Consider the following 18,034-nt stretch of genomic DNA (forward strand, 5'->3'; position numbering starts at 1 on the left):
CCTCTCCCCGGCGGCGCTTTGTGGTCGCTTGCGCGCGACCATGCCATCCTGGCTCGCACGCCGGAAGAGGCAGAGGACGGTTTTCAAGCCTTGTTGAGCGTATGGTTTGCGCGGATTGCGGCGAGGCGCTGGTCAGCCCCGGCATCAGGCCTAACTATTCTTTCAACGAGGCCAATCCGTGCGCTTTGGCGCGCAGAAGGACATGATGTCGATTGCCTTGCCAGTGATAACCGTCTCCGCAGCTCCGGCTCCGCCCGCTTGCGACAGGCGCCGGGGCATGCCGCGCGCCGACAACCTCCTCTTCTCTTTGGTGGTTACCCTTCTCGCGCTTCTCTTCCTTTCGGGCCCGAGCCGCGCCGCCGGCACGGACGATGACACCCGCCGGCATCTCTCCGCCTCCGAGCGGGACGCGGAACTCTCCCGCCTCTACGAGGAGCTCAAAAACGCCCCGAGCGAAATGGAAGGCCGGCGCATCGAGAACCTGATCTGGCAGGCCTGGATGGCCGGCCCGACCGCGGAGATTTCGCAGATGATGCAGGAGGCCCTCACGGCCCGCCGCGTCGCCGATTACGACAAGGCGGTGGCGATCCTCGATGACGTGATCGCCCGTGCACCCGATTATCCCGAGGCCTGGAATCAACGCGCCACCTTGCGCTTTCTCGAAGGCGATCTCGACGGCTCGCTCGAAGACATCGACCGCGTGATGGAGCTCGAGCCCAAGCACTTCGCGGCACTTTCCGGCCGCGGCCTCATCCTCCTGCATCAGGGGCGCACGCGGCTTGCCCACAAAGCTCTGCGCGAAGCCGTCGCCATCAATCCATGGCTGAGAGAGCGGGCATTGCTTCCGCAGACGCCCGACGGCGACAGACCCGCAGACGAAGACGGCGAGGGGGACGCGGGCGGCCGCGACATCTGAGTTTTCCCCGATCGCCCACAACTTCCGCAAGTTCCTCAGCGCCCGACAAAAACGTCGACTGGTGCCGGCCGGGCGGCAATCTGTCGGTGGAGAAAACCGCTCGCGCCGCTTTCGAAACGCCTCCGATTGAGTCAAAGCTTTAACCTTGTTGGAGGGGGCACTCTCCGAAAGCGTGCGGCAACAGCCCGGATCAATGGCGATGGCGGAATATTCGGCCCTGCGGGTCCTGACCCAGGGCATTACGGGAAATCGCGGCTGGCGTCCGGCCTGGCGCAAGGCGGAGCCGAAGCCGCGCTACGACGCCATCATCGTCGGTGGCGGTGGCCATGGTCTCGCCACGGCCTTCTATCTCGCCAAGAACCACAAGCTGACCAATATCGCCGTCGTCGAGCGCGGCTGGATCGGCCAGGGCAATGTCGGGCGCAACCAGACCATCGTGCGCTCAAATTACCTCCTGCCGGAAAACCACCGCTTCTACGACTGGAGCCTGAAATTGTGGGAGGGCCTGTCGCAGGAGCTCAACTACAATGTCATGTTCTCGCAGCGCGGCGTTCTCAATCTCGCGCATTCGCCCGAACAGCTCGATCGTTTTGCAGAACGCGGCAATGCGCTCCGGCTCGCCGGCATCGATGCGGAGCTTCTTTCCCGCGAGGGCGTGTCGCGGCTCTGTCCGGGTCTCGACATTTCGCCCGGCGCACGCTTTCCGGTGGTCGGCGGGCTTCTGCAAAAACGCGGCGGCACCGCGCGCCACGACGCCGTCGCCTGGGGCTATGCGCGCGCTGCCGATCGCCTCGGCGTCGATATCATCGAGAACACACCCGTCACCGGCTTCATCAAGGAGGCGGGCAAGGTCGTCGGCGTGGAGACACCGCGCGGACAGATCAAGGCCGCCAAGGTCGGCGTCTCCGTCGCCGGCATGACATCCGACGTGATGCGGCTTGCCGGCGTCGACAATCTGCCGATTGAAAGCCATCTTCTTCAGGCCTTCGTCACCGAGCCGGTGAAGCCGCTGATCCACACGGTCGTCGCCTATGGCTGCGGGCACATGTATGTCACGCAATCCGACAAGGGCGGCCTCGTCTTCGGCGGGGGCCTCGATCTCTACAATTCCTACGCCCAGCGCGGCAATCTGCCGGTCGTCCACGAGATGACGGAGCAGCTTCTGGCGCTCTTTCCGAATGTCTCGCGCCTCAAGCTCCTGCGCTCCTGGGGCGGCATCATGGACATGTCGATGGACGGCAGTCCGATCATCGACAAGGGGCCCCTGCCCGGCCTCTACCTCGATTGCGGCTGGTGCTATGGCGGTTTCAAGGCGACACCCGCAGCCGGCTGGTGTTTTGCCCATACGATCGCCAATGACGAGCCGCACCCGCTCAACGCCGCCTATTCACTCGACCGCTTCAAGGACGGCCGGGTGCTCGACGAGGCCGGCGTCGGCCCAACCCCGAGATTGCATTGATGCGCCGCCCTCTCTCAACGCGGCGCGGGAGCGTGCCATGCTGATCCCATGTCCCGTCTGCGGGCTGCGCGATGTCGGCGAATTCACCTATTGGGGCGATGCGGGCGTGAAGCGTCCGTCGCACCGGGAAAAAGAAGCCGGACCGTGGATCCCTTATGTCTACGAGCGCAAGAACCCGCGCGGCGAACACAAGGAAATCTGGCAGCACGAACATGGCTGCCGGCAGTTCCTGATCGCCACCCGCAACACCGAGACGCATGAAGTGCTGAACGCCGCGCTTGCCGGTCCGTTCGGGGGAGACGAGTGATGGTTGGCTTCCGCACCGACGCGCCCGGCACACGCATCGATCGTGACAAGCCGCTTCGCTTCACCTTCGACGGCAAGCCGGTGGAGGCGTTCTCCGGCGACACGATCGCGTCCGCACTTCTCGCCTCGGGACGCGCGATCGTGGCACGCTCGTTCAAATATCACCGGCCGCGCGGCGTTTTTGCCGCCGGCAGCGAAGAGCCGAACGCGCTGGTGACGACAGGTGTGGGCGGCGAAACGGAGCCCAATGTGCAGGCGACGACCCGGCTCGTCTCCGACGGGCTCGTCGTCAGCGGGCAGAACGCCTACCCTTCCGTCGACCGAGATCTCGGCGCCATCAACCAGGTTTTCGCTCCCTTCTTCGGCGCCGGCTTCTACTACAAGACCTTCATGGGGCCGATGAAGCGCTCGTGGATGTGGTACGAGCCGTCGATCCGCGCCGCCGCCGGCATGGGCCGGGCGAGCCTGTCGCCCGATCCGGCACGCTACGAACGCGCCAATGCCTTTGCCGATCTCCTCGTCGTCGGCGGTGGTCCGGCCGGGCTTGCCGCGGCGCTGACAGCAGGGCGCGTCGGCGCCCGCGTCCTCATCGCCGATGAAGGGCACGTCTTAGGCGGTGCAATCGATCTCGACGATGCGCGCATCAACGGCACGGCGGCGCTCGACTGGGCGAAGGAAGCGGCCGACGAGCTCGACACCATGCCCAATGTGCGGGTTCTGCGGCAGACCAATGTCTGGGGCTATTATGACGCCAATGTGCTCGCCGCCTTCGAGGATTGCAGCGCCGGCGGTCTCACGCGGGCGCGCCACTGGCGGCTGCAGGCCCGGCAGGTGGTGCTCGCCACCGGCTCTTACGAGCGTCCGATCGTCTTTGCCGGCAACGACCGGCCGGGCGTGATGCTCGTCTCCGCCGCGCTCGCCTATGCGCGCCGCTTCGGCGTCATGGTCGGCCGGCAGGCCGTTCTCTTCTGCAACAACGACCAAGCATGGCTCAATGCAGCCGCCCTTGTCGAAGAGGGGCTGCAGATCGCCGCCATCGTCGATCCGCGCGAGGACTTGCCGGATGAGCTGACGGAGCCGCTCGAACAAACAGGCGCGCGCCTTCTCACTGGCCATGTCGTCATCGCGGCTCAGGGCAAGAAGCAGCTCGAGAAGGCGGTCATCATGGCCGCCGACGGCAGCGGCGAGACGACCACGCTCGAATGCGACACGCTGCTTGTCTCCGGCGGCAGCAACCCCGTCATCAATCTTGCGAGCCAGGCCGGCGGCGCCCCCACCTGGAACGCAGACATCGCCGCCTTCGTGCCGGGCACACAGCGCGAGGCCTGGGTGCCCGCCGGCGCGATGATCGGCGCGGCGCGCCTCGGCGAAGTCTTGAAACAAGGCGCGGTCGCGGGGCAGGCCTCCTGCGAACTCCTCGGCCTGCGTTGCCCGCTCCCCTCCTTCAAGGTGGACAGCCGCGGCGGCAATCTGCGGGCATCCGTCGAGGATGGTGGGCTCAAACCCCTGTTTGAGGTGAAAGCCCCTGCGGGCCGTCGGTTCGGCAAATTCGACAAGGCCTTCGTCGACCTTCAGCACGATGTCACCGCGGAAGATATCCGGCTTGCCGCACGGGAGGGCTTTGAGAGCCCGGAGCATGTGAAGCGCTACACGACGCTCGGCATGGCGAACGATCAGGGCAAGACCTCGAACGTCACAGGCCTCGCCATTCTGGCGGAGGCCCGCGAGGTGCCGATGTCCGAGGCCGGCACGACGCGCTTCCGCCCGCCTTTCGTACCCGTGCCGCTCGGCACGCTCGCCGGACGCGCCCGCGGAGCACAGATGCGCCCGGTGCGGCGCTCACCACTTTACGCCACGCATGTCGCGGCCGGGGCGCCGATGGCAGCCTCAGGCCTGTGGATGGAGCCCCGCGCCTATCCGAGGCCCGGCGAAGCCGCGGAGAAGGCTGCATTGCGCGAGGCCACCCATGTGCACGAAGCGGTCGGCATCGCCGATATCTCGTCCACCGGCAAAATCGATGTCGCGGGCCCCGACGCGGCGGCCTTCCTCGACCGCGTCTACACCAACCTCTTCTCCAACCTGACGACCGGGCAGACGCGTTATGGCGTCATGCTGCGCGAGGATGGTCTTATCTTCGCCGAGGGCACGGCCTTCCGTCTCTCCAAAGACCATTTCCTGCTCACCACTCCGGCCGCAAAAGCGGAGACGGTGGTGACGCATCTGGAGTTCCTGCTTGCCATCGCATGGCCTGATCTGCGCGTCACCGTGACGTCCGTCACCGAGCACTATGCCGGCATCGCCGTCTCCGGTCCGAAATCGCGCACGCTCGCCAGCCGCGTCGTGGAAGGCCGGGAGACGGACAATCGTGCCTTCCCGTACCGGGACGTGCATCGTGCCACGATCAGCGATCTCCCCGTCATCGTGGCGCGGCTCTCCTCATCCGGGGAAGACGGCTACGAGATCTATATCGGCGCCGATCACGGCGTCTTCCTTTGGAAGCATCTTCTGGAGAAGGGAAAGGATCTCGACGTCTCGCCCTATGGCATGGAGGCGATGGACATTCTGCGCATCGAGAAGGGCTATCCCGGCGCAGCGGAGTTCGACGGGCGTCGGAGCCTTGAAGATTTCGGCATGGAAAAAATCCTGTCGAAAAAGAAGAACTGCGTCGGCCGGCCGCTCGCCTTGCGCGAGGCGCTGACCTCGCAAGACCGCCAGCAACTCGTCGGCCTTGTGGCGCTCGACGGCGCAATCGTCCAGGCCGGCGCGCATCTCGTCAAAGGCGAAAGTGCGGAGAAGCCGGGCGAGTCCGAAGGGCACATCACCTCGGCGACCTACAGCCCGGCCATGAAGAGCCATATCGCGCTGGCGCTCCTGCGCGGTGGGCGGGAACGGCACGAAGAGGTTCTCTACGCGGCCGATCCCCTGCGCGGGACACATAACCGGGTGCGGGTCGTGGACCCGCAATTCTACGATCCCGACGGGAGCCGCCCCAATGGCTGAGGAAACGAACACCGCCAAAAAGCCCGCGTCGATCGAAAGACAATCGGCGCTTCACGCATTGGCACGTACGAAACCGGCGACCTCCGCGCCCCTCACGCTCACCGAATTTCGCCCGGCGGTCATCGTGCAGATGCAGGCGTGGCTTTCCACCGCCCTCGACTTCGCCAATGCGTTGTCAGAGGTGACGGAGCTGCCGATGCCCGACAATGGCACGTTTGTCGACAATGCCCATGGCATGCTGGTGTCGCTGGGCGTCGGCCGGCTGATGCTGTTGAGCGATACCGATGGCATTGCCGATCAGCTCAAGAAAGCGATCGGCCGATCGGGCACGCTGACCGATCTCAGCCACGGCTTCAGCATCGTACGCCTGGCTGGCGCGCCTGCGGCAAACCTCCTCGCCCACGGCATTGCTCTCGATTTCGACACGCTGCCGCCGGGCGGTGCCGCCCAGACCAAGATGGCCGCGTTCGACGTCCTCGTGCTGCGCCAGGCTGAAGATTGCTTCGACATCGCGGTCGCGCGCAGCTACGGCGAGGCGATGGTCGAATGGCTCGTCGATGCCGGCAGGGCCTGGGAGCTCACACTCAGCGTGAAGTGAGGCGCAGGCAGCTGCCGCGCCTCTGACGCATCACGCCGCGTTTCGGGCCGCCTTGTGAAGCACCCGCGCCGCGAGCTGCGGCAGGTCGCGATCGCCGATGAAGCGAGTGTTCGCCTCCAACATCGGGGCGTTTTCCTCCGCACCCATGCGCGCAGCAAGCGCTTCGACGGAAATGCCGGACAATGCCGGCGGGTCGAGCGACAAGCCGATCTCGGCGCAAAGGGCACGAAAGGCCGGCGCAAAGGCCTCGGGCTTTCGTTCGACGCCCATCGCCTCCGCAACGGCCGCAAAGCCGTCCGGGTTTCCCTCCGCCGACCATTCGGCCGTCGCCGCCATGCCGATGCCGACCGCAAGACCATGCGGGATGGGAGCGAGTGCGCCCAGTGCATAGCCGATATTGTGGGCAAGCCCGGTTCCCGTTTTCTCAATCGCGATCCCGGCCAAGGCCGCTCCCTGCATCATGCCGGCGCGGGCCGAGAGATTGTCGGGCTCGCTCATCACAACGGGCAGGTTCTCGCAAATAAGCCAGATGGCGGAGAGCGCAGCCGCCTGGCTTTCGCGGCTCGCCCTCCGTCCGGTCGCCGCTTCCACCGCGTGCACCAGGGCATCAATGCCGGTGGTCGCCGTTGGGACTCCCGGAAGCGTGCAGACCAGTTCGGGATCGAGAAGCACGAGCGCGGGCATCAGCTCCGGCGCGCGATACCAGTAATTGGTGCCGTCACTGGCCAGAAGATCGGCCGTCGCGGTGAACTCGGCACCACTGCCGGAGGTGGTCGGCATGGCAATCAAAGGAATGGCCTTGGCGGCAAACGGCATCTCCGCCATGCGGTAGCGCGTCACCTCGCCCGGATTGGCGAGCATCGCCGCGGTGATCTTGCCGAGATCGATCGCCGAACCGCCGCCAAGCGCGATGACGAGCTTCGTCCAATCGCCGGACCCGGCAGCAACGGCTTCGGCCACCTGAGCTTCCGTCGGCTCGCCGGAGACGTCGTCGTAGATCGCCAGCTGATGGCCGGCGCCCAGGAGCGCCTCTTCGAGGCAGAGAATATGGCCGTGCGGACGCAGGCCGGAATCGGCGACAAGCAGGACGTTCGCAGCCTCACCGACGAGCGCCGACACGTCCTGCGCGATCCGCATCGCACGTCCCTGGCCGAAAACGACCGGAATGTCAGCAAAATCGGCGACCTGATTCATCGTGGTTCCCAGCATTGGTGCCCCTCCCATCGTCGTCTGATGCGACATTCTGGCAGGATAGCATTGCAATCCTCATTTCGGGAGCGTCGATGCGGCCCTCACGCCGCGCTGCTGCAGGTTCACGGCGGGAACGGCGTCCGGCTGCCCGTTCAAACCCTTCGAAGGCGGCCGCATAGCGCAGATTGCCACCGCAGGCACCGCGGCATTCGATGCCGAGATACGCCGTCAGCGCATGGCAGATCTCACCAAGCCCGAGAGAGGGAGACGCGATCCGAGGCGAGCGGGACCCGCAGGCCGCCGCCTCAGGGCCTCAACGCTCGATCCAGACCTTGTTGAACTGATGGTACTGGCTCGGATGCGCGGGGTAGCCGTGCACTTTCTTGGAGGAGATCGTGTAGACCGGGCGAAAGATCGGCTGGACCATCACTGCATCGTCCTGAAGGATCTTTTCCACCTTCTCCATGGCGGCCTTGCGCTTCTGCGCATCCAAAATCGTTTCCGCCTCGTCGAGCGCGGCATCGAATTCCGGATTGGAATAATGCGTCTCGTTCCAGGGCACGCCGGTTCGGTAGCCGAGAGACAGAGCCATGGTGCCGAGCGGGCGGTGCGTCCATTGTGTCGCGCCGAAGGGCGTGTCCTTCCAGATCTCCCAGTATTTCGCCGTCGCCATGATGTTGATGTTCAAGGTGATGCCGGCTTCCTTCACCTGATCGCGGACGATCTCGCAGACCGTCTGCTGCCAGGGGCCGTCGGTCTTGCCGCAAGCCACGGTGACTTCGAGGTTCTCCTGCCCCGCCTCGGCGAGGAGAGCTTTCGCAGCCTCGACATCGCGATCGAGGTTCGGCAGCGGGAAATATTCCGGATGGAGCGGCGAGACATGGTGGTTCCAGCCGACATCGCCGCTCTCGGGAAAAACCTGCGGAAGCATCGCGGCATTGTCACAGGCTTTGACGAACGCCTGGCGCACTCTTTTGTCGGTCCAGGGCTCCTGATCGACCTGGAAGCGCAGGCAGAGCGTTTGCGCTGTGCGGGTCGAAAGAATGTTCCCGTCGAGCGCCTGGGCGAGCTCCATCTGCTCGACGCCGAATTCGAAGATCGCGTCGATGTCGCCGGAGGCAAAGCTCGTGAGCTGGGTCTCTTCCGGCACGTCGTAATAGTGGATTTCGTCGAGAAACACCGCGCCGCCCCAATACTGGAACGGCTCCTCGCCGATCTCGCGCACGCGCTTCAGGATGCAGCGCTGGCCGACGACAAGCTCTGCCAGAGCAAACGGACCGGTGCCGATCGGATTGTCCGAAAAAGGCGCCTTAAAGCTCGGATGCACGATGGCCGTCGGATAATTGTACATATCCTCGGGGAAGGAGAGCACGGGCCGCGACAGCTTGAAACGGATGGTGTGGTCGTCAACCACCTCGACGGCATCCTCGCGCAGCCTCTTCACACGCTTCGGAGCGGCATCCTCACCCTCAGCCTTCTCGTCGGATTCCACCTCTTCCAGCATCGCCGCGATCGAGGCGAGACCGAGATTGGAGGAGCCGAGCGCCGGATCGCACCAGCGCTCGACGTTGAAGCGGATGTGGTCGGCGACGAGCTCCTCGCCGTTGTGCCAGCGCACACCGCGGCGGAGATAAAACGTCCATTCGGTCAGATCGTCGGAGGCTTCCCAGCTTTCCGCCAGCATCGGATGGGTGACGTTGTCCGGCGTCGTATAGGTCAGATATTCGAGAATATGCCGGGTCTGGTTGGATGCCTCCGTCCACGCATAGATGGCCGGATCGTCCATTTTCTGGACCTGCATGCCGACCTTGATGATGCCGCCTTCCTGCGGGTCGTCGTCCGGATTCTGAAAGGGCACGTTGCCGATCGTCTGCGCATAGACCGGGGTCGGCAGGCCCGCCACGGCGTAAGCAGCGGCCGCCGACATTCCCGTCAAGGCGGCGATGCGGATGAAGGCGCGACGGCTCAGGCGTCCGCGCGCCATCAGCTCCTGCGCTTCCAAAGCCTTGGGGTGGGGCCGCATCTCGGTCTCACGCGTCATGACAATGCTCACTCTCTCTCCGCCGTAGCGGCACATATCCTTCGGGCGACGGCGCCCGGCAAAAGCGCGCGGGCGGCAACCGGCCGGCCCAACGCGCAGAAGTCTTCCTGGACAGCAAATTTAGCATGGCTGTGACGGGAATCACCTAGCTCGCCATGACAGCCGGCAAGTTACGAGCAAGGCACGGCCGCAATGGGGCGTTTCGGCGCGAAAGGTTCTTGCCCGCTTCCCGCATCACGTCTAGCGCAAAAACGTGCATCCTTGCCCCGCAGCGGACGGGGAACTCGGACCGGAAACGGCAGGAGCGGACCGGCACGTCGCTTGCTTGACCGAGAGAACGCGACCACCCTCCTCTGTCTCGAAACACGGCTCAGAACCTCACATGACCGATCAGCCTCCCGCCCATAAGCACCGGCTCTACGAAGATGCTCTGGCACTTCTCATCGGTACGCTGCTCGTGGCGCTCGGCCTTTCGATCTATTCGACGGCGACGCTTCTGACGGGATCCACGGCAGGCATCTCGCTCCTCATCCAGTATGCGACGGGGATTCCGTTCCCGATCGCCTTCTTCGTCGTCAACCTGCCGTTTTACGCACTTGCCGTCGGGCGCATGGGATGGCGCTTCACCATCGCCACCTTCATCGCCGTCGGCCTCGTCTCCTTGTTTGCGCGCCTGACACCGCAATGGATCGGGCTTGGCGAGATCAACTCGCTTTATGCCGCGATCATGGGCGGCATTCTCATCGGCATGGGGCTTCTGGCACTCTTTCGCCACCGCGCCGGGCTCGGCGGCGTCAACATCCTGTCGGTCTATCTGCAGGACAATTACGGTCTGCGGGCGGGCTATGTGCAGCTTGCCATCGACGCGACGATCATGGTCATCGCGCTTTTCGTCGTCGATGCCGATCGCGTGCTTCTCTCGCTCCTCGGCGCCGCCGTGCTCAACTTCATCCTCGCCATCAACCACCGCCCCGGGCGGTATGTCGGCGTGAGCTGATCATTCCACCTTGACGACCAGGCCGCTCGCACAGCTTTCTTCCCGGTTCGAGTTCGCCGCCGGCGGCGCCGCGTCGATCAGCTTTGCGAGATCCGGCCTCTCGTCGATGTGGCCCTTGAGCGAGATCCACAATTCGGTGATGTCGCCGGTCGCCTCGTCGCAGCGCACGATGACGCGCTGGCCGGCGCCCTCGCCGAACGAGCTGTCGAAGGCCTCTTCGATCTGATCGCGCGAGAGCTCTTTGCCGGCATTTCGGGCAAACAGCTCCCAGACCCGCGAATTGTTGAGCTGCGCCATCAGCGACAGGGATTCGCGGTAATACTCGTTGGGGTTCGAATCCTGGTCGTCGCCCGTCACATCGTCCTCGTAACAGGTGCCGTGCTTGCTCCATTCATGGCGATGCAAGCCCGATTGAACCCCTGGCATGACCACGGCAAGGGCCGCCAGGAGATCCGGATCGAGCTCGATCGTCTCGGCTGGAGGCCGGTTCTGCGTGCAGGCGACGGCAGGACCCGGGTCGCAATAGCAGGGATAGATCGCCTTGTCGGAGAGATCGTCGGGCCACAGGCCGTGCAGAGAAAAATGCAGGGCATCGAAACGGCCGGGCCGCAGAAGCCGGCATTCCGGCTTGTCCTGCCCTGCCTCGGTCTTGCAAAAGCCCGGCTGCCAGGAGGCCGCGAGCACGTATCCAAGACTGTCGGGAGCAAAGCCGCTTTGCGCCTGCTCGGCCGTCTCGTTTCCCGCGGTCGTGTCCTTTGCGGTCTCGGTCCCGTCTTGAGAAGGCTGAGGCTCACCGACAAGAGCCGTCTCGGGCGCGAAAACTCCGCAATCCATCGGCACCCAGCGCGCCTCGCTCTCCGGCGCTCCCGGCACCTCGACGCGGTAATGCGTGCCCGGCGTATCGTTGCGCGCGAGCATTTTGTAGGCGCGCATGATCTCGAGCCGGATCCCGCCCGGATTGTCGCTCGTCTTTTTCTGCGTCGCCTCGCAGGCGTTCAGGGCGATGAAATACCCCTCGAGATCGACCTGCTGGGCGAGTGCCGGCCGACCTATCCCCAGGCCCAGAAGCGCAAAAAGCACGACGATTTTCCGCATGGTCCGTCCTCGGCGCGTCTCATCTCTGCCACCGCCTCAGCATAGGGCGCGGGAGATGTCAGCCCCGTCAAGCGTCGCAGCAGACATGGCAAGGCCGCCGGGAACGACCCCGGCGGCCTCGAAAAGCAGTGCGCCGAAACGATGCGCGAAAGATTACTGAATGAGCGGACGCAGCGTGAACGACTGGAACCCGACTGCGAGGTTCAGGCCCTTCTGTGCCTGCACGCTGACCGGCTGCAGGGTGATGCTCTTCTCGGAACCGCCGACCAGAACATTGGCGCCGACGCCGCCGCCGACGGTCGCCTCGGCGCCGACACCCGCATAATCACCGGCGAGCGCGCCTTGCGCGTAGTCGTAGCCGGTCGGAGCAAAGACGAGCCATTTGATGAAGCTCTCCTCAGTGACGCCAACGTCGAGACCGAACTTCTTCACCGTGCCGGCATAGCTCTCCTTCTGGCTGCCATCCGTCGGCGTGTAGGTGCAGGTGAGATTCTTGGTCGAGCCGATGATGAAACCGCCACCGCCTTCGACGAGGCAATCGAGCGAGCCGATTTCGACGCCATCCTGCGCGAGGGCGGCCGTCGGCATGGCCAGACCCGCAGCGATCGCCAGCGTTGTCAGAATCTTCTTCATTGATGAAATCTCCTTGAGATACGGCACCGCCGGAGGGCGCCCGTCGCTGCGCCAACGCAGCCCGGCGCGCACCGTTCCAGAGCGATTTGAGACCCAACGCGGGATCAAATATGGCGGGGCGCCCCTTGCCGGCGGCGGGCGGAGGTGTTTCATGCGGTCCGCAAAGCAAGCGTGAGATCGAAGATGGCGAAACTGCAAGAGCTTCTTGCCCGCAAAGACGTCCTCATGGCGGACGGCGCGACCGGCACAAACCTCTTTCAGATGGGGCTGACGGCCGGCGATCCGCCGGAATTGTGGAACGCGGACCATCCCGACCGAATCCGCAAGCTGCATGACGGCTTCCTCGGCGCGGGCTCCGACATCATCCTCACCAATACCTTTGGTGCCAATCGCTTCCGGATGAAGCTGCACAACGCCCAGGACCGCGTCTTCGAGCTCAACAAGCTGGCGGCCGAGATCGCGCGCGAAGCCGCCGACGCGACGGGCCGCGAGGTCGTCGTCGCGGGTTCGATGGGCCCGACCGGCGAGCTCTTCATCCCGCTCGGCGAGCTGACGATGGACGCGGCGATCGAAGCCTTCACAGAGCAGGCCAAGGGGCTGAAGGCCGGCGGCGCCGATATCTGCTGGATCGAGACGATGTCGTCCGTGGAAGAAATCCGCGCCGCGGCCGAAGGCGCCATCAACGCCGGCATGCCCTACACGGCGACGGCAAGCTTCGACACGGCCGGACGCACCATGATGGGGCTGAAGCCGGAAGATCTCGCAAAAGTCTTCGACGGCCTGTCACAGGCGCCGGAGGCTTTCGGAGCCAATTGCGGCGTCGGAGCCTCGGATCTTCTCGTCTCCGTTCTCGCCATGGAGGCCCAGAAGAACGGCTTCACGGTGATCGCCAAGGCGAATTGCGGCATCCCGCAGGTGAAGGGCGACCATGTGCATTATTCCGGCACGCCGGAATTGATGGCGAGCTACACCCATCTCGCCATGGATGCCGGCGCGCGCATCGTCGGCGGCTGCTGCGGCACCACGCCGGAGCATCTCGTCGCGATCCGCACGGCCATCGACAGCCACAATCGCGGCGAGCGGCCAGACCGCGCCCATATCGAAGAGCTGATCGGTCCGCTGGTTGCTCCGCCGCGTGAGGAAGGCGGGGAAGGCCGGAAACGCACGGGCCGCCGCGAACGCGCCTGACGTCGCTCCGCTCTCGGATCATACAAAAAGAGGCGTCGTTTGGAGCGACGCCTCAATCACCGTTTGAGCCCCCGCACCTGTCGGCGGCCTCCGGAAATCCCAAGATCTTCAGGGAAGCTCGGCGTAGCCGTCCTTGAAGCCGGCCAGCGCGATCGGAATGCCGATCCCCTCCTCCGGCGTCTGAAAGATGATGAACGTCGCGTTCGTGCCGCTCTGCATCTTTTTCAACAGATCATCGTCCATGATGACCTCGGCCACGCAGCCATTGGGCAGGCAGCGCACGAAACCGGCAGAGCCCAGATCATCGTCATCGATCCTGAGGCCGAGACCTCGCGGCAGGAGAACGCCGAGCGGCGCCAGAACGCGCAGGATGCGCGCCTGCTTGTCGGCGGTCTTCAGCACGATCACCGTGAGGCCGACATTCGGCCGGTCTTCGGCGGTGACGAACTGCATCACGACGCATTGCTCGTTCTGCGCGCCGGGAGGGGTGTCACAACGCACCTCCCAGTCGCCATGCTTGGATTTGACGGTGCCCTGGGCTTCGGCCGCGGCCGGAAGCAAGACGGCGGCCCCAAGAATAAGGGCGGACAGCAGGAAAGCGGGAAAGCGCAACTGAGATCAACCTTCTCAAGGTGGCGGGCCCCGACCGCCGGTTCCGAATCGGGATTGAGCGGTACCAGACCGCCGATGGCCATTCAAGAAATGGCTGCACGCAGCATCGCCTCTTGAGCCGCAGGCCAAAATGCCGCACATGATGGCGAAAATGCCGCAGATGTGCGGAAGTTGGCCTCCCTGGCATTGACGGAGTTTAGGTCTGTTCCAAACAAACCTTGCAGCCGAGGCCGTTTCTTGCACTGGCTGGTGAACGGACCCCGCCTAGATGGTCTTTCTGTGGCGGAGAAAGATGAAGAGGTGTTCATGAGAGCTCTGGCTCGAACTTTCGGCGCGTTGTCGGGGCTTTTCGCCCTCGGTTCCCAAGCGCTGGCGCAGCCGGTCGACAGCGGACCATTCAATTGGCAGGTCAATCTGCAGGAAGCCGCGAGTGAAGTCGCACAATATGTCGACTGGTTTGCCTGGTACACGCTCGCCATTATGCTGGCGGTCTGCGTTTTCGTCTTCGGGCTGATGGCCTGGTGCGCCGTCCGCTTCAACGCCAAGCGCAATCCCGAACCCGCCCGCTTCGCCCACAACACCACGATCGAAGTTCTGTGGACGGTGCTGCCGGTTCTGATCCTCGTTCTGATCGCCGTTCCGTCTTTCCGGCTGCTCTACGGCCAGTTCGATCCCTCCAAAATCTACTCGGAATACAACCCCGAGACGGACAAGTTCCTCACCGTCAAAGTCACCGGCCACCAATGGTATTGGGGCTACGAATACGGCATCGACGACGACAGCAAGTCGAACGGCATCACCGACGAGATCAGCTTTCAGGCCTTCATGATCCCCGACGAGGATCTGCCGGAGAACGGTGTGCGCAACCTCTCCGTCGACAATCCCGTGGTGGTGCCTGTCGACACCTTCGTGCGCGTGCAGGTGACCTCGGCCGACGTCATTCACTCCTTCGCCATGCCGCCCTTCGGCATCAAGATCGATGCGGTGCCGGGGCGCCTCAACGAGACCTACTTCAAGGCCAACCGCGAAGGCCTCTTCTACGGCCAGTGCTCGGAACTCTGCGGCAAGGATCACGCCTTCATGCCGATCGCCATGCGCGTCGTCTCGAAGGATCAATTCCAGCAATGGGCGAGCCAAGCTGTGGATGACATCGAGGGGGCCAACCAGTCTCTCGCCCAGGCGATCGAACAGGAAAACCAAGACAACGACGACAAGGTGGCGCTGCGCTGAGGCGCGCCCGCGAACCTATCAGAGGATACGACCCCTATGGCGAACGCTGCTGCGGTACATGAGGCGCACGACCATCCAACCGGATGGAAACGCTACGTCTATTCCACCAATCACAAAGACATCGGCACGATGTATCTGATCTTCGCCATCATGGCGGGGATCATCGGCGGCGGCCTTTCCGTCGTCATGCGCATGGAGCTGCAGGAGCCGGGCATCCAGATCTTCCACGGGCTCGCCCAGATGGTCTACGGCTACGATGCGGGTGCCGCCCTCGACGGCGGCAAGCAGATGTACAACGTCTTCACCACCGCGCACGGCCTGATCATGATCTTCTTCATGGTCATGCCGGCGATGATCGGCGGCTACGGCAACTGGTTCGTACCGATCATGATCGGCGCGCCGGACATGGCCTTCCCGCGGATGAACAACATCTCCTTCTGGCTCCTGCCGCCGGCCTTCATCCTCTTGCTCATCTCCATGTTCGTGCCGGGAAATCCGGGCGGCTACGGCGCCGGTCAGGGCTGGACCATCTACCCGCCCTTCTCCACCTACGGCTCGCCGGGACCGGCCATGGACTTCGCCATTCTGGCGCTGCACATCGCCGGCATTTCGTCGATCCTCGGCGCCATCAACTTCATCACCACCATCTTCAACATGCGCGCCCCGGGCATGACGCTGCACAAGATGCCGCTGTTTGCCTGGTCGGTGCTGGTGACCGCCTTCCTTCTGCTTCTGTCACTGCCGGTGCTCGCAGGCGCCATCACCATGCTTTTGACGGACCGCAACTTCGGTACCACCTTCTTCGACCCGTCGGGCGGCGGTGATCCGATCCTCTACCAGCATCTCTTCTGGTTCTTCGGTCACCCGGAGGTCTACATCCTCATCCTGCCGGGCTTCGGCATCGTCTCGCACATCGTCTCCACCTTCTCGCGCAAGCCGATCTTCGGCTATCTCGGCATGGCCTATGCCATGGTGGCGATCGGCGCGGTCGGCTTCATCGTGTGGGCGCACCACATGTACACGGTCGGTCTCGACGTCGACACGCAGGCCTATTTCACCTTCGCCACGATGGTGATCGCGGTGCCGACGGGCGTGAAGATCTTCTCCTGGATCGCGACGATGTGGGGCGGCTCGATTTCGTTCCGCACGCCGATGCTGTGGGCGGTCGGATTCATCTTCCTCTTCACCATCGGCGGCGTGACGGGCGTGCAGCTCGCCAATGCCGGTCTCGACCGCTCGCTGCACGACACCTATTTCGTCGTCGCGCACTTCCACTACGTGCTGTCGCTCGGCGCGGTCTTCGCCATCTTCGGGGGCTGGTATTACTGGTTCCCGAAAATGTTCGGCTACATGTACAATTCGGTGATCGCGAAAACCCATTTCTGGGTGACGTTCATCGGCGTCAACATGGTGTTCATGCCGCACCATTTCCTTGGCCTCGCCGGCATGCCGCGCCGCTACATCGATTACCCGGACGCATTCGCCGGCTGGAACTACGTGTCGTCGATCGGTTCCTACCTTTCCGGCATCGCCGTCCTAATCTTCCTCTATGGGATCTTCGAAGCCTTCTCCAAGAAGCGGGTCGCGGGACCCAATCCGTGGGGACCGGGCGCGACGACCCTGGAATGGCAGCTGCCGTCCCCGCCGCCCTTCCACCAGTGGGAAGAGCTGCCGCGGATCAAATGACGGCATGAGCGTCCGGCCCGCCCCTCGCGGGGCTGAGGGCTAGACCTCCGGCAAGCGGGCGAACCGCCTCTGCCTTGCGAATGGACCGGCCCGGCAACACCGCGGGGCCGGCACCAGCAAGAAACGACGAGGAATGCGTGGCCAGAGCAGCGAACGAGATGAGCCCGGCGGTCGATCCCGCCCTTGTGATGACGGCAAAGCCCGGCGATTACTTCGCCCTGATGAAGCCTCGGGTGATGTCGCTCGTGATCTTCACCGCGCTCACCGGCATGGTGGTCGCGCCGGGGCATCTGCATCCGGTCCTCGCCGCGATCGGTGTCGTCGCCATCGCGGTCGGCGCCGGCGCCTCCGGTGTCCTCAACATGGCCTATGAGGTCGATATCGACGGGCTGATGAAGCGCACGCGCTCACGGCCGATCCCGATGGGCCGCGTCAGCACGGCGGAAGCCTATACGTTCGGCCTCACGCTCTCGATCTTCTCCGTGATGACGCTGGGGCTCGCCGTCAACTGGCTCGCGGCGGCGCTCCTCGCCTTCACCATCTTCTTCTATGGCGTCATCTACACGATGTTCCTGAAGCGGTTTACCGCACAGAACATCGTCATCGGCGGGGCGGCGGGCGCTCTCCCCCCGATGATCGGTTGGGCGGCCGTGACGGGCGACGTCACGCTTTACCCCGTCCTTCTCTTCCTCATCATCCTGCTGTGGACGCCGCCGCATTTCTGGGCGCTCGCCCTCTTCGTGCAGGAGGATTACGGACGGGCCGGCGTCCCGATGCTGCCCAACACGCATGGCGAGCGCGCCACGCGGCGGCAGATTTTCGCCTATACCCTCATTCTCGCGCCGCTCGGCGTCGCCCCCTTCGCGCTCGGCTTTGCGAGCCCCTTCTACGGCGGGGCGGCGATCGTGCTCGGCACCCTCTTCATCTTCCACGCCTTCAAGGTGCTGCGCGAAAAGGAAGCCGAGCATGGAGCGGCGAAGAAGGCCTTCGGCTATTCGATCGTCTATCTCTTCGTTCTCTTCGCCATGTTGATGCTCGACGCGGCGCTCGCCCCGGCACTCGAGAGGCTCGTAAGCGCATGA

General features: G+C 64.2%; 15 protein-coding genes. 10 read left to right on the forward strand and 5 right to left on the reverse strand.

All coding sequences use genetic code 11. The features are described 5' to 3' along the window. The first annotated feature begins 277 nt into the window (after nucleotides 1–277). The 5 genes from ACK8CP_RS09760 to ACK8CP_RS09780 all read left to right on the forward strand — a co-directional run bounded on the left by ACK8CP_RS09760 (nucleotide 278) and on the right by ACK8CP_RS09780 (nucleotide 6,279). Nucleotides 278–916, forward strand: a complete 639-nt coding sequence (locus tag ACK8CP_RS09760; RefSeq protein ID WP_414831617.1) for a tetratricopeptide repeat protein — start codon at nucleotides 278–280, stop codon at nucleotides 914–916. Between the two features lie 199 nt (nucleotides 917–1,115). Next, entirely contained in the window at nucleotides 1,116–2,375 is a 1,260-nt protein-coding gene (locus ACK8CP_RS09765) for a sarcosine oxidase subunit beta family protein (protein WP_414831618.1), read from the forward strand. Between the two features lie 37 nt (nucleotides 2,376–2,412). Continuing rightward, nucleotides 2,413–2,682, forward strand: a complete 270-nt coding sequence (locus ACK8CP_RS09770; protein WP_307152717.1) for a sarcosine oxidase subunit delta — start codon at nucleotides 2,413–2,415, stop codon at nucleotides 2,680–2,682. Beyond that, on the forward strand, nucleotides 2,682–5,681 hold the full coding sequence (locus ACK8CP_RS09775; protein WP_414831619.1) for a sarcosine oxidase subunit alpha family protein: 3,000 nt from the start codon (nucleotides 2,682–2,684) through the stop codon (nucleotides 5,679–5,681). The genes ACK8CP_RS09770 and ACK8CP_RS09775 overlap by 1 nt, the downstream gene beginning before the upstream one ends. Next, nucleotides 5,674–6,279: a hypothetical protein gene (locus tag ACK8CP_RS09780; protein WP_414831620.1), complete on the forward strand. Its 606-nt coding sequence runs from the start codon at nucleotides 5,674–5,676 to the stop codon at nucleotides 6,277–6,279. Before ACK8CP_RS09775 ends, ACK8CP_RS09780 begins: the two co-directional genes overlap by 8 nt. A gap of 30 nt (nucleotides 6,280–6,309) precedes the next feature. Here the strand turns inward: ACK8CP_RS09780 and ACK8CP_RS09785 are convergent, their stop codons facing one another. Further along, nucleotides 6,310–7,488, reverse strand: a complete 1,179-nt coding sequence (locus ACK8CP_RS09785) for an iron-containing alcohol dehydrogenase (protein ID WP_414831621.1) — start codon at nucleotides 7,486–7,488, stop codon at nucleotides 6,310–6,312. Nucleotides 7,489–7,783: 295 nt separating this feature from the next. After that, nucleotides 7,784–9,511: an ABC transporter substrate-binding protein gene (locus ACK8CP_RS09790; RefSeq protein ID WP_414831622.1), complete on the reverse strand. Its 1,728-nt coding sequence runs from the start codon at nucleotides 9,509–9,511 to the stop codon at nucleotides 7,784–7,786. A 382-nt stretch (nucleotides 9,512–9,893) separates the two neighbouring features. On the opposite strand from ACK8CP_RS09790, the gene ACK8CP_RS09795 reads away from it, so the two are divergent. After that, entirely contained in the window at nucleotides 9,894–10,508 is a 615-nt protein-coding gene (locus ACK8CP_RS09795) for a YitT family protein (RefSeq protein WP_234630636.1), read from the forward strand. On the opposite strand, the gene ACK8CP_RS09800 is transcribed toward ACK8CP_RS09795, so the two are convergent. Together ACK8CP_RS09800 and ACK8CP_RS09805 are read right to left on the reverse strand one after the other, a co-directional pair. After that, entirely contained in the window at nucleotides 10,509–11,603 is a 1,095-nt protein-coding gene (locus ACK8CP_RS09800) for a ribonuclease T2 family protein (RefSeq protein ID WP_414831623.1), read from the reverse strand. A 153-nt stretch (nucleotides 11,604–11,756) separates the two neighbouring features. Next, the gene (locus ACK8CP_RS09805; protein ID WP_234630634.1) at nucleotides 11,757–12,236 is read right to left on the reverse strand and encodes a DUF992 domain-containing protein; all 480 of its coding nucleotides are present in this window, start codon (nucleotides 12,234–12,236) and stop codon (nucleotides 11,757–11,759) included. 183 nt (nucleotides 12,237–12,419) lie between these two features. On the opposite strand from ACK8CP_RS09805, the gene bmt reads away from it, so the two are divergent. After that, complete coding sequence (gene bmt / locus ACK8CP_RS09810; protein ID WP_414831624.1) at nucleotides 12,420–13,424, forward strand: betaine--homocysteine S-methyltransferase; 1,005 nt, start codon at nucleotides 12,420–12,422, stop codon at nucleotides 13,422–13,424. Between the two features lie 108 nt (nucleotides 13,425–13,532). On the opposite strand, the gene ACK8CP_RS09815 is transcribed toward bmt, so the two are convergent. Further along, the gene (locus ACK8CP_RS09815) at nucleotides 13,533–14,036 is read right to left on the reverse strand and encodes an invasion associated locus B family protein (RefSeq protein WP_370642451.1); all 504 of its coding nucleotides are present in this window, start codon (nucleotides 14,034–14,036) and stop codon (nucleotides 13,533–13,535) included. Nucleotides 14,037–14,342: 306 nt separating this feature from the next. Between ACK8CP_RS09815 and coxB the strand changes: the two genes are divergently transcribed. From coxB to ACK8CP_RS09830, 3 genes are all read left to right on the forward strand, one after another. Next, nucleotides 14,343–15,266 (forward strand): cytochrome c oxidase subunit II, encoded by a 924-nt coding sequence (gene coxB / locus ACK8CP_RS09820; RefSeq protein ID WP_234630632.1) that lies wholly within the window; start codon nucleotides 14,343–14,345, stop codon nucleotides 15,264–15,266. 36 nt (nucleotides 15,267–15,302) lie between these two features. Next, nucleotides 15,303–16,952, forward strand: a complete 1,650-nt coding sequence (ctaD, locus tag ACK8CP_RS09825; protein WP_092809604.1) for a cytochrome c oxidase subunit I — start codon at nucleotides 15,303–15,305, stop codon at nucleotides 16,950–16,952. 158 nt (nucleotides 16,953–17,110) lie between these two features. Beyond that, nucleotides 17,111–18,034: a heme o synthase gene (locus ACK8CP_RS09830; protein WP_414834231.1), complete on the forward strand. Its 924-nt coding sequence runs from the start codon at nucleotides 17,111–17,113 to the stop codon at nucleotides 18,032–18,034.

The sequence above is a fragment of the Afifella sp. YEN Y35 genome (assembly GCF_047553465.1).
Classification (GTDB): Bacteria; Pseudomonadota; Alphaproteobacteria; order Rhizobiales; family Afifellaceae; genus Afifella; species Afifella aestuarii.

Excerpts from the sequence above, each read along its gene's own strand:
- ACK8CP_RS09760 (WP_414831617.1), top strand. The coding sequence starts at position 278 with ATGCCGCGCGCCGACAACCTCCTCTTCTCTTTGGTGGTTACCCTTCTC.
- ACK8CP_RS09765 (WP_414831618.1), top strand. The coding sequence starts at position 1,116 with ATGGCGGAATATTCGGCCCTGCGGGTCCTGACCCAGGGCATTACGGGA.
- ACK8CP_RS09770 (WP_307152717.1), top strand. The coding sequence starts at position 2,413 with ATGCTGATCCCATGTCCCGTCTGCGGGCTGCGCGATGTCGGCGAATTC.
- ACK8CP_RS09775 (WP_414831619.1), top strand. The coding sequence starts at position 2,682 with ATGGTTGGCTTCCGCACCGACGCGCCCGGCACACGCATCGATCGTGAC.
- ACK8CP_RS09780 (WP_414831620.1), top strand. The coding sequence starts at position 5,674 with ATGGCTGAGGAAACGAACACCGCCAAAAAGCCCGCGTCGATCGAAAGA.
- ACK8CP_RS09785 (WP_414831621.1), bottom strand. The coding sequence starts at position 7,488 with ATGCTGGGAACCACGATGAATCAGGTCGCCGATTTTGCTGACATTCCG.
- ACK8CP_RS09790 (WP_414831622.1), bottom strand. The coding sequence starts at position 9,511 with ATGACGCGTGAGACCGAGATGCGGCCCCACCCCAAGGCTTTGGAAGCG.
- ACK8CP_RS09795 (WP_234630636.1), top strand. The coding sequence starts at position 9,894 with ATGACCGATCAGCCTCCCGCCCATAAGCACCGGCTCTACGAAGATGCT.
- ACK8CP_RS09800 (WP_414831623.1), bottom strand. The coding sequence starts at position 11,603 with ATGCGGAAAATCGTCGTGCTTTTTGCGCTTCTGGGCCTGGGGATAGGT.
- ACK8CP_RS09805 (WP_234630634.1), bottom strand. The coding sequence starts at position 12,236 with ATGAAGAAGATTCTGACAACGCTGGCGATCGCTGCGGGTCTGGCCATG.
- bmt (WP_414831624.1), top strand. The coding sequence starts at position 12,420 with ATGGCGAAACTGCAAGAGCTTCTTGCCCGCAAAGACGTCCTCATGGCG.
- coxB (WP_234630632.1), top strand. The coding sequence starts at position 14,343 with ATGAGAGCTCTGGCTCGAACTTTCGGCGCGTTGTCGGGGCTTTTCGCC.
- ctaD (WP_092809604.1), top strand. The coding sequence starts at position 15,303 with ATGGCGAACGCTGCTGCGGTACATGAGGCGCACGACCATCCAACCGGA.
- ACK8CP_RS09830 (WP_414834231.1), top strand. The coding sequence starts at position 17,111 with ATGAGCCCGGCGGTCGATCCCGCCCTTGTGATGACGGCAAAGCCCGGC.